Annotated in this window: 9 protein-coding genes; 4 read left to right on the top strand and 5 right to left on the bottom strand. The window is 59.1% G+C overall.

The genetic code is table 11. The features are described from left to right. The first annotated feature begins 171 nt into the window (after positions 1-171). From DXZ77_RS09240 to DXZ77_RS09230, 3 genes are all read left to right on the top strand, one after another. Positions 172-1,206 (top strand): aspartate-semialdehyde dehydrogenase, encoded by a 1,035-nt coding sequence (locus tag DXZ77_RS09240; RefSeq protein WP_115031614.1) that lies wholly within the window; start codon positions 172-174, stop codon positions 1,204-1,206. 82 nt (positions 1,207-1,288) lie between these two features. Then, entirely contained in the window at positions 1,289-2,461 is a 1,173-nt protein-coding gene (locus DXZ77_RS09235; RefSeq protein ID WP_258553249.1) for a MalY/PatB family protein, read from the top strand. 149 nt (positions 2,462-2,610) lie between these two features. After that, positions 2,611-3,831: a UDP-N-acetylglucosamine pyrophosphorylase gene (locus DXZ77_RS09230; protein ID WP_181816095.1), complete on the top strand. Its 1,221-nt coding sequence runs from the start codon at positions 2,611-2,613 to the stop codon at positions 3,829-3,831. A 71-nt stretch (positions 3,832-3,902) separates the two neighbouring features. On the opposite strand, the gene DXZ77_RS09225 is transcribed toward DXZ77_RS09230, so the two are convergent. Next, positions 3,903-4,721 (bottom strand): serine hydrolase domain-containing protein, encoded by an 819-nt coding sequence (locus DXZ77_RS09225; protein WP_115031612.1) that lies wholly within the window; start codon positions 4,719-4,721, stop codon positions 3,903-3,905. Between the two features lie 132 nt (positions 4,722-4,853). On the opposite strand from DXZ77_RS09225, the gene DXZ77_RS09220 reads away from it, so the two are divergent. Continuing rightward, positions 4,854-5,711 (top strand): HAD family hydrolase, encoded by an 858-nt coding sequence (locus DXZ77_RS09220; RefSeq protein WP_306747093.1) that lies wholly within the window; start codon positions 4,854-4,856, stop codon positions 5,709-5,711. Between the two features lie 142 nt (positions 5,712-5,853). On the opposite strand, the gene nhaA is transcribed toward DXZ77_RS09220, so the two are convergent. From nhaA to DXZ77_RS09200, 4 genes are all read right to left on the bottom strand, one after another. Then, a complete protein-coding gene (nhaA, locus tag DXZ77_RS09215; protein WP_258553248.1) occupies positions 5,854-7,245 on the bottom strand; it encodes a Na+/H+ antiporter NhaA in 1,392 nt (463 codons plus the stop codon). Between the two features lie 147 nt (positions 7,246-7,392). Beyond that, a complete protein-coding gene (locus DXZ77_RS09210) occupies positions 7,393-9,579 on the bottom strand; it encodes a catalase (protein ID WP_115031610.1) in 2,187 nt (728 codons plus the stop codon). A 262-nt stretch (positions 9,580-9,841) separates the two neighbouring features. Next, positions 9,842-10,888: a magnesium and cobalt transport protein CorA gene (locus tag DXZ77_RS09205; RefSeq protein WP_306747091.1), complete on the bottom strand. Its 1,047-nt coding sequence runs from the start codon at positions 10,886-10,888 to the stop codon at positions 9,842-9,844. 146 nt (positions 10,889-11,034) lie between these two features. After that, on the bottom strand, positions 11,035-12,126 hold the full coding sequence (locus tag DXZ77_RS09200; RefSeq protein ID WP_115031608.1) for a zinc-binding dehydrogenase: 1,092 nt from the start codon (positions 12,124-12,126) through the stop codon (positions 11,035-11,037). Positions 12,127-12,182: the final 56 nt, after the last annotated feature.

Below are 12,182 nucleotides of genomic sequence, written 5' to 3'. Positions count from 1 at the left end.
GGGTGTTGTTGGTCAGGGCCGGTGGAATTGGTGTTCAGGTGGTGGTGGGCGGGGTTTCGTGGCAGGGCAGGGAGGTGGGCAGGTGGAGCGTGTCTTAGGTATGTTCCGCACTGTGGGCGTGGGTGTCTCGCACAGTGGATGATGTGGTTTGTGTGGGCCTAGTGTGGGGGTATGCGAGTTGGAGTTTTCGGAGCTACTGGTCAGGTCGGCGGGGTTATGCGAGCCCTGCTGGAAGAACGCGAATTCCCCGTCGATGAAGTGCGTTTCTTTGCCTCATCGCGTTCGGCCGGAACAACGCTGCCGTGGAAAGGCACAGATGTAGTAGTCGAAGACATGGCCACAGCCGACTTTGCCGGTATCGACCTGGCTCTGTTCTCTGCGGGTGGCCAAGCCAGCCGCGAGTACGCCCCTAAGGTCGCTGCCGCCGGCGCTGTCGTGATCGATAACTCCAGTGCCTGGCGCAAAGACCCCGACGTCCCACTCGTCGTCGCCGAGGTCAACCCCGACGACCTGTGCGACATCCCCAAAGGCATCGTCGCCAATCCGAACTGCACCACCATGGCCGCAATGCCTGCCCTGAAAGTCCTGCACGACGAGGCCGAGCTAACCGAACTGCGGGTGGCTTCCTACCAGGCAGTCTCTGGCTCCGGTGGCAAAGGTCTCGAAGAACTCGACAGCCAAATCCGTGCTGCCTACGCCTGCGGAGACCCCAAGCAGCTCGCTCTGCACGGTGACGCTCTGACCCTGCCCAGCCCCAACGTCTATAAAGTTCCGGTGGCGTTCAACGTCGTCGCCATCGCGGGCAGCCTCGTTGACGATGGCACCGGCGAAACCGACGAAGAGCAAAAACTACGTAACGAGTCCCGCAAAATCCTGCACATCCCCCACCTGCGCGCTTCTGCCACCTGCGTACGCGTCCCGGTGTTTACCGGCCACGGCCTAGCCGTCAATGCCACCTTCGCCCGCGACATCACTCCCCAGCGCGCGTTGGAACTGCTCAACACCGCTGAAGGCGTCACCATCAGCGAGGTCCCCAACCCCCTCGAAGCAGCCGGCGCCGACGACGTTTTTGTCGGCCGTGTCCGCGCAGACCAGGCAGCACCAGAGGGCAAAGGCCTTGAAATGTTCATCGTCGCCGACAACCTCCGCAAAGGCGCAGCGCTCAACGCTGTCCAGGTCGCCGAAGCCTGGCTCACCCGCCGCTGACCGACCTCTTGAGAGGCGGTGCACCGGCTAACCCACGCGCCGGTGCACCGCCTAACCCATACCCGCCCACCAAGGAGAATCCGTGGCCATCGACCTCACCAGCCAATACGACGCCATTACCACTGACCAGATCCGCAGCTGGGGCACCGCGAAATGGATGAAAAAACCTGGTGCGCTCGCCGCGTGGATCGCCGAGATGGATTTCCCGCTGTGTGAGCCGGTCCGCGCCGCTGTCACTGATCTGGTCAACACCGGCGCACTTGGATACTCACCGGACAGCGACAACACACAGCTAGCCCGTGCCTACACCGATTTCTCAAAACGTCATTGGGGCTGGGCCCCGGAGCCTGGAAGCGTCCACCCCATTCCGGATGTCTTGGCTGGACTGGTTGCCGTCATTGAGGCTTACACCACCCCCGGCACCCCCGTCATCGTTCCCACTCCGGCATACATGCCGTTCTTGACTTTGCCCACCTACTTTGACCGGGATGTCATCCAAGTCCCCTTAAGCTGTGATGACTTTGGCTATTACACCTACGACCTAGAAGCGCTCGCCGCTGCTTTTGAGCAAGGTGCCGAGCTGCTTGTTCTGTGCAATCCGCACAACCCTGTTGGGCGTGTCCTCACCCGTGGTGAGCTTTTGGCCATCGCCGATGTCGTTGTAGCCAAGGGTGGTCTTGTCTTCGCTGACGAGATCCATGCACCTATCGTTTATCCGGGGCACAGCCACATCCCGTACGCATCACTGGATGAGCGCACTGCTGCGCACAGCATCACCGCTATTTCTGCGAGTAAATCGTTCAACCTTGCTGGGCTCAAATGTGCACAGATCATTCTCACTAACCCTGACCATCATGCTGCGTGGGAGAAAGCCAGCCGCTGGATTTGGGCTTCGCGACCGGGAATTTTCGCCAACATCGCTGCCTATGACCAGGGTGATGAATGGCTTGAAGGTCTTGTTTCCTACCTGGATCGTAACCGGCGGCGTCTAGTTGAACTTGTCGAGGAAAAACTTCCGGGTGTGCGTTACCGCATGCCTGAAGGTACCTTCCTGGCTTTGCTGGATTTCCGCGGTGTGCGTGGTGGTGCAGGTCTGGGGGATGACCCCACTCGCATCATTGAGGAAAAGAGCAATGTCGTGCTGAACGCTGGGCCTGACCTCGGGGCCGCAGCTGTGGGGATGGCCCGCATCAACATCGCCACCCCCTTGCCGGTGCTTGAAGAAGTCGTTGCTGCCATCGCGAAAGCTCTCTAAACGCCCTGTCTGCGCGGAGCGTTTCGTGAAGTGTCTCCGCGCAGGCAAGCTGTATGCAGCTGTTATTAGCCCGGCTGCACCACTGAACTGGCAGACTGCCGAAGAAGACTGTCTGGTACACGAAAACGCTGGCTCAGCAGGAGGCGGATATGACGGGGCGCACAGACATGAACATGGTGGAAACCCTTGTGGCTAAAGGGGTTACGATTCCCCATCCCGCCATGGTCACCATTGATGCGGATGTGGATCCGGACCGTATCAGTGGTGAGCGGGTCATCATCCACCCTGGAGCTCGTATCCGGGGGGCTCGTACTGTCATCAGTTCTGGGGCCGAGCTGGGACGGGAAGGCCCAGTGACGGTAGAGGATTGCATCATTGGTCCCGATGTACAGCTCAAAGGTGGATATGCGGCTAAGGCAGTGTTCCTCCAGGGTGCCAATCTTGGTTTGGGTCACCACGTCCGGGAGGGTTCGATCCTTGAAGAGCAAGCAGGTGGGGCTCACACGGTGGGGTTGAAACAAACCATCCTGTTCCCATTTGTCACGCTGGGCAGCCTTATCAACATGTGTGACTGCCTCATGGCGGGGGGAACAAGTCGCAAGAATCACAGTGAGGTTGGCTCTAGCTATATCCATTTCAACTTCACCCCGACAGGGGATAAAGCGACGCCATCGATGTTCGGAGATGTCGCGCGGGGAGTGATGTTGCGTGAACGTCCCATTTTTTTGGGTGGCCAGGGCGGCACGGTAGGCCCTGCTCGGGTTGCGTACGGCACGGTGGTAGGTGCTGGAGAGATTTTGCGGCAGGACGTAAATGAAGAGAATCAGCTGGTTATCCCAGGGGCAGCGCCGTCGGTGCGGCGTGATTTCTCGCCCGAGCAGATCCGGGGCGCAGCACGATTGGCGGCCCGCAACGTGGAGTATCTAGCTGCTCTTGATGCCTTGGAAGCGTGGTATCGGCAGGCTCGTGCACCATTTTTCGCGGCGATGGAGTTGGGCGATCTTGTTTTGGAGGGGGCACTGGGCGCTCTTGCCTCTGCTCGACAGGAACGAGCAAAACGATTGTCAACCTTGCTGAGCAAGCTCACAGCCTCCTGCGGTGTTGAGGCAGATTTGTTTACGGCCCGTGAGCGTTTGTGTGTGCCTGAATGTGGTGGTGCCGCGGGAGCAACGCTGCCTGCTGCGCCGGAAATGGTGTTGTCTGCTTTAGGGCAGGCAGCTGAGGAAGGCACGTCGTATGTCCAGGCGGTGCAGGACTTGTCTGCGCAGGAGGTTCAGGCGGGCACCGCCTGGCTGGAGGAGGTGGGGGCTGTGCGGTTGGCGGCTGCGTGTGCGTTGGTTCCTGACCTGCCTGTCGCTGCGGTGCGGTGATCAGACTGTTCTCAGATCGGGAATTGTCTGGTGTGCCTACTGCTGGCAGCGGTAGGCACACCAGGATGTGGTTAGAGATAGGCGTCGAGAACTTTTTGTGAGAAGGAGGGCCAGGAATCGCTGGCCCAGGTGCCAAAGTCGCGGTCGCAGAGGAAAACACATCCGAGCTGGGCATCGGGGTCGATCCAGCAGAAGCTGCCGGACATGCCGAAGTGTCCGAAGGTGCTTGGGGAGTTGCCCGGTGCTGTCCAGTGAGGGGTTTTGTGGCCGCGGATCTCACAGCCGTATCCCCACAGGTTGGGGCGTTGACGACCGAATCCGGGAAGTACTCCGCCCAGGTCGGGGTAGGTGGGGGTGGAGGCTAGTCGCACGACTTCGGGTAGGAGGAGCTTGGGGGCCAGTAGTTCGACGGCGAGTGCGGCCAGGTCACTGATAGTGCTGGTCATGCCGCGGGAGGCTGGTCCTTCGAGACGTGCGCTGTCCATGTCGAGAAGGTCCAAGACGCGGTCATGGACGTGTTCGGTGAAGCTGGTGCCGGTGACCTCGGCGAGGTGCTGGGCGGCAACATCGGTGTTGATGTTGGAGTAGACGCGTTGGGTGCCGGGTTTGGCGATGGTTTTGGTGGAGTCGAAGGTGTACCCCGAGGTGTGTGCCAGGAGGTGACCGAGGGTGGAGCCTTCAGGGCCGAGTGGGTCGTTGAGGGATACGAGTCCTTCCAAGCAGGCGTCGAGGATGGTGCAGGCGGAAACGATTTTGGTGACGGAAGCCCAGTTGTAGCGTTCGCCTGTGTCGCTGATGTTGATGATGCCTTCGGGGCCGATGACCGCGGCTGCAGCCGAGTTGACGGGCAGTTCGGCAAGCGCGACGGTCAGGTCGAGGCGGTTGGGCATAGGTGCTCCTGTCACGGGTGGGTGGGGTTGTCTTGAGTGTGGCATGTGGGTTGTTGAGTGTGTGGCGGTGAGATGTTGCGTCAGTGCGGTTGGGTTCTGCGTATGGTCAGGGTGAGCGCCTAGGGTGGTTCTGTGGTGGTTTCTTTGGGCGTGAGGGCTGCTCGGCCCTCTTTGATTGCAACAGATTTGGATGGAACCTTGCTGGATGAGCGGGGCCGGGTGTCCGTGCGCACCAAAAGGGCGCTGCAGGGGGTGTGGGAGGCGGGGATACGCACGGTGTTTGTGACTGCTCGTCCTCCTCGATGGCTGGTTCCGTTGGAAGAGGCAGTTGATGGACATGGGGTGGTGATCTGCGCTAATGGTGCGTTTGTGTATCAGGTCGCTGATCGGCAGATGCTGTGGTCACGCGGTATTGATTGTGCGTTGGTGGTGCAGTTGGCTTCTGAGTTGCGGTCGTTGTTACCGGGGGCTGGGTTTGCTGCTGAGCGCACCACGGGTGCGTATGTGGATGAGGTGTTTGCTGAGCTGGCTTCGGGTGATGCGTTGGCTGTCAGCGCGGGGGATGGGTTGTGTGTGTATGAGCAGGTGGGGCCGATCGATGAGGTGGATGGGGTGGTGGGGAAGTTGTTGGTGAGGGCGGCTGTGCTAGAGCAACCTGGGGCGTGTGAGGAGGTGGTTGAGCAGATTGCACGGTTGGTGGGCTCTCGTGCGCAGGTGGCGTTTTCGGGTGCGTTGGGGTTGGCTGAGATTGGGCCTGCGGGGGTGACGAAAGCTTCTACCTTGGCGCAGTGGTGCGCGCAGGAGGGGATTTTTCCTGAGCAGGTGTGGGCGTTTGGGGATATGCCGAATGATTTGCCGATGTTGGAGTGGGCTGGGCGCTCGTTTGCGGTGGCGAATGCGCATCCGAGTGTGCGGGCGTTGGCGCACATGACGGTGGGTGCTCACGATGCTGATGGGGTGGCTGAGGTGTTGGAGTCGCTGGTGCAGTGACGCTGTTCATCAGGGGGTGTGTTGAGGGTGAGGGTCGTTTGTGAGCTGGTGAGCGCGAGGATCGGGGGGGAATGAATGAAAAAGGTCCTGCCCGCGTTGTTGCGCGGGCAGGACCGGGGCAGCGCTAGAGGTGTGTGGTGGGTCAGTCTTCGTTGTCGGGATCGTCGGTGACGCGGTTGATTTCTGGAGTGCCTTCGGCGGGAGCCTTGGCGTGCATTGCTCGGGCCATGATGCGTAGGGAGATACCTGCGAGTACGGCAGCAGCGAGGGTGCCAAGGAGCACAGCGATGCGAGCACCGTCGGCCAGTGGCGTTCCAGCGGGAAAGGACAGCTCAGCGATGAGCAAGGAGACAGTAAACCCGATGCCGGTGAGGAACCCGACAGGGATCATGTGCCGCATAGCTAGACCGCTGGGCAAAGCCAGGGGGGTGAAAGCTGTGAAGATCCAGGTGGTTCCCAGTACGCCGATGAACTTCCCAATAACTAGACCGGCGGCTACGCCGATGACGACGGGCTGTCCAAGCACTGCGCCGGGGCCGCCTCCCTCGACGAGGGTCACACCAGCGGAGAAGAACGCGAAAATGGGCAGGATCAAACCGTTGGCGAAGGGGTTCAGTATTGCGTTGTAGTGGTGAGTACGGGCGTGGTGTTCACCGTGTACTCGCAACGCCGGAACCATGAAACCGAGAAGAACGCCAGCGATGGTGGCGTGAATGCCTGAAGCGTGCATTGAGGCCCACGCGATCACAGCGAAGGGGATCATCAACCACCATTGCGGGCGGCGAGAACGCACCACTAGCGCGAATGCGATGATTGCCAGTGCGGCTACGGCGAGCCACATCGCGTGAATTTCTGCGGTGTAGAACAACGCGATAACAATGATGGCTAGCAGGTCATCAACCACGGCGAGTGTGAGCAGGAATAGACGCAGCCCGGATGGCAAACCGCGACCAAACAGGGCGAGCACTCCGACAGCAAATGCGATGTCGGTAGCTGTGGGGATGGCCCAGCCGCCGGCTGCAGCTGGTTGCCCCAGGTTTGTGACAGCGAGGAAGAACAGCACAGCTGGGACAACCATGCCACCAACGGCAGCGAGCATGGGCAGTGCAGCTTGAGCGGGGGAGCGCAGCGATCCTGTGACGAATTCCTGCTTGAGCTCTAACCCCACAGTGAAAAAGAAAATGGCCAGCAAACCGTCGGCAGCCCACGCGGCCAGGGAAAGGTTCAGATGCAGCGACTCAGGACCAATGGTGAACTCGGCCAGAGAGTGATAGGTGCTGCGCAGTGGGCTGTTAGCCCATATGAGTGCTAATGCTGCGGCAACGATAAGGAGAATGCCAGCGCTGGTGTCTCGGGTGACCCAATCGCGGATGCGGGTAAGGGCGCTCGCAGGCGCGGCGGGGGTTTCGGGCACAGAGCAGCTCCGTTCGTTTTTGAAGGCCACCGCCAGATTGCGGGGGTCCTTGCCGACCAGACTTCCCGGCACACCGTCTTCCAGAGTACCGGGAACGGGTATAGCTGTGTTAACGGTCACATACGTGACTGTTCATAAGCTCTAACGATTTTTTCGTAGAACGGTCGGTGTCCTGGCGGATATCTCGCCATGACACCGACCGTCGTGATTGTGCTGCGTGTGCTGGGTGAACGCGTGAAAGATGAACCGGGTGGTTCTTCGTTTCTTTTAGGCCTGAGCGGGGAATCGCTCCCAGACACGGTGCTGAGCGAGCAGGCTAGCTAGTTCGTTGATCGCTTCGGCAGCGTTGTTACTGGCCACGATCCCTGGTGAAGAGGTGTCGATGCCAGCTGCGGTAAGAGCTGCTTTACCGCTGGGTAGATAGGCCACTGCCTTGCAATGGCGGTGCATCTCCTCCAACAGCAGACTCAGTTTCGGGTCGGTGGTTAGGTTCGTTTCCCCTGGGCGAGTCTGGGCTTGCGCGGGGGCGATGCTAGATATCAGCAGTACAGCGTCGAATTCGATCGATCGGGTGGCCAGTAGGGTGCGGTCCACGGTGATGTCTTTACCGAGGGTGCCGCCGTGGCCGGCCAGGACAAATGGCGTCATTGCGCTCTCGTGTACTGCTTTAATGGCTTCTTTGACTGCGGCTGGGTCGGCGGCATCATCTGCGACGATGCCGATTTTGCGGCCTGTGACGGGGTAACTCTTTTCGTTGATCTGCCGCAGTGAAGGGCTAGGCTTCATGTCTTTGACGTCCGCTTTTGTGGGTGCGGGCACTTCCATGCCTAGTCCGGCGGCGACGTGTTCGGCTAGTCCTGTATCGATGAGAGCTAGATGAGCTAGCTGACGTTCGCGAATGGGTGTTTCGAAGCATTTGCTGAGCTCAAACGTGTACGCCTGGGTCAGGTGTTGCTGTTCGATGGGTGTCAGGCTCCGGTAGAACAGGCGAGCTTGAGTGAAGTGGTCATCGAAGGAAGCCGACAGCTCACGTACTTTGGCTCCGTGGACACTGGTGGGTACTTCGATGAAGGGGTGCTCTGCCTCGGGTGTGTGTGCGGGGTTTCCTGCGTCAATGGAGTTGGGGCGGTAGGGGGCTTGTCCAGTGTGTACGCCGTGTTGGTGGAATCCATCTCGCAGCATGTCGTTGACGGGGCAGTGTGGCCGGTTGATCGGTATCTGGGTGAAGTTAGGGCCACCGAGCCGGGTGAGCTGGGTGTCTTGATAGCTGAAGAGACGACCTTGCAGCAGTGGATCGTTGGTTACGTCGATTCCAGGAACGAGGTGGCCGGGGTTGAACATGACTTGTTCGGTTTCGGCGAAGTAATTCGTGGGGTTGGCGTTGAGGGTCATTTTTCCTAGTGGCTGGATGGGGCACAGCTCTTCGGGAATGAACTTTGTTGGATCCAGCAGGTCGATGCCTTCGAACATTTCGTCTTCAGTGTCGGGCATCACTTGCACGCCGAGCTCCCACTGCGGGAATGCGCCTGCTTCGATTGCATCGGCGAGGTCGCGGCGGTGGAAGTCGGGATCGTTTCCTTGGGTGAGTTGGGCTTCTTCCCACAGTTGTGAGTGGACGCCAGCAGTTGGTTTCCAGTGCCATTTGACTAGGCAAGTTTTACCTTCGGCGTTGGTAAGCCGGAAGGTGTGGATACCGAAGCCTTCCATCGTTCGGTACGACAGCGGGATGCCGCGGTCGCTCATGTTCCACATGGTGTGGGCTTGTGCTTCGGTGTGCAGGGAGACGAAGTCCCAGAAGGTGTCGTGTGCGCTTTGTGCTTGGGGGATTTCTCGGTCTGGGTGGGGTTTTCCTGCGTGGATGAGGTCGGGGAATTTAATTGCATCTTGGATGAAGAAGATGGGCATGTTGTTGCCGACGAGGTCGAAATTTCCCTCTTCGGTGTAGAACTTCGTTGCGAATCCGCGGGTGTCGCGGACAGTGTCTGCTGATCCGCGGGAGCCAAGCACGGTGGAGAACCTGACGAATACGGGAGTTTTCGCATGTGTGGCAAGGAATTTCGCCGTCGTGATCTTCTCAGCCGTGCCGTAAGACTCGAAGATGCCGTGGGCGGCTGCGCCCCGAGCGTGGACCGCTCGCTCAGGAATGCGTTCGTGGTCGAAGTGGCTGATTTTTTCGCGGAAGTGTTGGTCTTGGGCCAGGAGAGGACCGCGGGGGCCAGCTTTGAGGCTGTGGTCGGTATCGCGTAGGCGGGTGCCGGTCTGGGTGGTCAGGTATGAGCCTGATTGGGCGCGTGCGGTGTTATCAGCGCCGGTGGGGGTGCCGGTTGCGGTGACTGTTTCGGGTGCGTTTTGGTCGGGGTTGGGAGCTGGGGGAGCAACGGGGGTTGTTGGTTCTTCTACGGTGGGTGCGGAGTTTTTGTGGGGGTTTTTTGTGGGCGCGTTGTCGTCGAACATGATGTTCCTTTCCGCGGGGGAGATGCTTCGCCCGGGTTTCGAACGATGCTCTTGGCCATCACGATGCCTTCTTTGATGGCTTTTGTCGCGGTGAAACATGCGCTTATTTCCGGCATGAGGAAGATGTCGTGACGTTCTGTAAAAAATAGGAAAGGTTCTTTACAGAACATGGTGACTTCTTAGCTGTGCTGCTACCCTCTCGCATCTGTTACAGGGGGTGAAAGTGGAGGTGGTTGGTTGAATTCTCTCTGGGGGTCAGGGTTTATAGCCAGCCGGATCGTTTGAACATGATGAACAGGACTATGCAGGTAGATGCGATCGCTGCGAGTGTTACGTAATAGCCGTACTGCCAGTGCAGTTCGGGCATGTTGTCGTAATTCATGCCGTAGATACTTGAAATTAGGGTGGGGAGCACTGCTATTGCTGCCCATGCTGAAATCTTGCGCTGGTCCTCGTTTTGTTGCAGAGAGACTTGCGATAAATGTGCAGACAATAGGTCTGATAGCTGACTGTCGTAGCCATCGACCTGTTCGGTTACTTGCAGCAGGTGATCTTCGACGTCTTTAAAAAACGGCTGTAACCGCTGGGGAAGTGTGAGCCCAGTTGAGCCTCGGATAAGTCGATATAGCGGAATTACTAGGGGGGTGCTAGCACGTTTGTATTCCAGTACTTCGCGTTTGAGTCGGTAAATGTCAGTGACGTCGGCTCGCCCATCGGAAGAAAACACGAGTTCTTCAATGTTATTAACGTCTTCGGCCAGCTCTGTATCAATTGTCATGTAGTTGTCCACTACTCGGTCAAGTACGCCGTGCACTACAGCCAAGGGGCCTAGAGACATTCGCTGAGGTAGTCGTTCCAATGCCGCTCGCACGCCGATGAGTTCGTTTACTTCTCCGTAACGCACGGTCAGAACAAAGTCTTTGCCGATGAACAGAATCAGTTGGCCAGTTTCCACGTCGCTGGTGGCATCGATGTAGCGCAGGGTGCGCAATACCAGGACGGTAACGTCGTCAAAAACATCGATCTTGGGTCGTTCTCGGGCGGTGAGTGCATCTTCGATGGCCAATGGGTGCAAGCCGAGTTCTTGTGCGATCGCGGAAAACTCTTCGACTGATGGGTCTTTCAATCCGATCCACGCGAACTCGCTGTTACCTGACTGTTCTTTGGCAGTGTCTTCGAGGGGTTCTTCGGGTTTATCGCTCGGTGTGGCGGTTCGGGTTCGTAGGCGCCGTAGCTCGGTGCTTGGGTCGTCGCAGTCGACTCGATGCCCGCCGCGGTAATAAGCCTGGTTCACGATCACGAGCGTCATTCTGCCCGGCGCAGTTCTTCTCACCAGGCATGCCTTTGTTTGGAGGGCTATGGAAGGTAAGAACAGCGGGTGAGGGGCCTGCACTCGGTGTCTTCCGGTGTGTCAAGGACGCTGGCAGGTTGACGCACGAGTGCAGGCGCGCGGGTTCAGGGCTGGACGAGGATGCGGATGGGGTTGCCTTCACGGCTTTCGAGCATGTCTATGCCGCGTTTCACTTCGGTCAGCGGTACGACTGCAGAGATGGATTCGGACAAGTCGAGGCGTTTGTGTCGAAGCATTTCGGCGAGCATGGCTATGTCTTGCACTTTGTATCCCAGGTGCCCAATGACCTGTTTGCGTCCCAGGGCGAAGTTGGTGATGTCGCCGAGGTTGAGATCTTGTCCGCTCAGTCCCACGACGACCAGTTTTCCGCCTGTGTCGAGTGCTTGGGCAGCTTGGGTGCAGGTTGCGGTGATGCCGACGGCATCGAAAGCCACGTCGATCATGCGGCCATAGGTGGCTTCTTCGATTTTGTCGATGAGGTGCGGGTCATCTGCGCGGAAGGTGTAGTCGGCGCCGAGGCGGCGGGCGCGTGCAAGGGCGGCGTCATCGAGGTCCACTGCGATGAGGGGGGTGCCTCCGGCGAGTTTGGCTAGTTGTAGTAGGTGGGTTCCTACTCCGCCAAGTCCCCAGATGCCCACGGCGTTGCCGAGGTGCACTTGGCCGCTTCGCATGACAGCGGCGAAAGGTGTGGAGACGGCGTCGGCGAGGATGGCGGCTTGATCCATGGGGACGCCTTCAGGCACGCGGGTGAGGCCTATGGCGTTGACGATGACATATTCGGCCCATCCGCCGTCGAAGTCGAATGCCATGAGCTGTATGGCGAGGCAATTGAGAAAATCGCCGCGGCGGCATTTGCGGCAGGTTAGGCAAGCTCGGCCTGCGGAGGGAATGACAGGGTCGCCAATTGACCAGCCAGTGACACCTGGTCCGAGGGCGTCGATGTAGCCGCTGACTTCGTGGCCTTGGGTGACGATGGGGGTGCGGACGGGGAAGTTGCCGTTGATGAGGGATAGGTCGGAGTGGCAGATGCCGCAGTAGGCGACTTTGAGGCGTACTTGACCGGGGCCGGGGGTGGGGATGGGGAGTTCTTCGATGGTGATGCTGCCAGTGTTGGCGTTGAATCGTTCAGCGAGCATGGTTCTGCCGTGTTCTGAGGTGGTGTCATGGTGGGTGGTTGCTGCTGTGGTGAATGTCATGGGGTCTCCTGGTGGGGTTCGCTGGGGGCTTTGGTGGAGCGGTCTGCAAGATTGGT

Source organism: Dermatophilus congolensis (assembly GCF_900447215.1).
In the GTDB taxonomy this organism is placed as follows: Bacteria; Actinomycetota; Actinomycetes; order Actinomycetales; family Dermatophilaceae; genus Dermatophilus; species Dermatophilus congolensis_A.
The sequence above is the reverse complement of the archived record's forward strand: the minus strand, read 5'-3'. Positions and strand labels throughout refer to the sequence as shown.

Excerpts from the sequence above, each read along its gene's own strand:
- DXZ77_RS09230 (WP_181816095.1), top strand. The coding sequence starts at position 2,611 with ATGACGGGGCGCACAGACATGAACATGGTGGAAACCCTTGTGGCTAAA.
- DXZ77_RS09225 (WP_115031612.1), bottom strand. The coding sequence starts at position 4,721 with ATGCCCAACCGCCTCGACCTGACCGTCGCGCTTGCCGAACTGCCCGTC.
- DXZ77_RS09200 (WP_115031608.1), bottom strand. The coding sequence starts at position 12,126 with ATGACATTCACCACAGCAGCAACCACCCACCATGACACCACCTCAGAA.
- DXZ77_RS09205 (WP_306747091.1), bottom strand. The coding sequence starts at position 10,888 with ATGACGCTCGTGATCGTGAACCAGGCTTATTACCGCGGCGGGCATCGA.
- DXZ77_RS09240 (WP_115031614.1), top strand. The coding sequence starts at position 172 with ATGCGAGTTGGAGTTTTCGGAGCTACTGGTCAGGTCGGCGGGGTTATG.
- DXZ77_RS09210 (WP_115031610.1), bottom strand. The coding sequence starts at position 9,579 with ATGTTCGACGACAACGCGCCCACAAAAAACCCCCACAAAAACTCCGCA.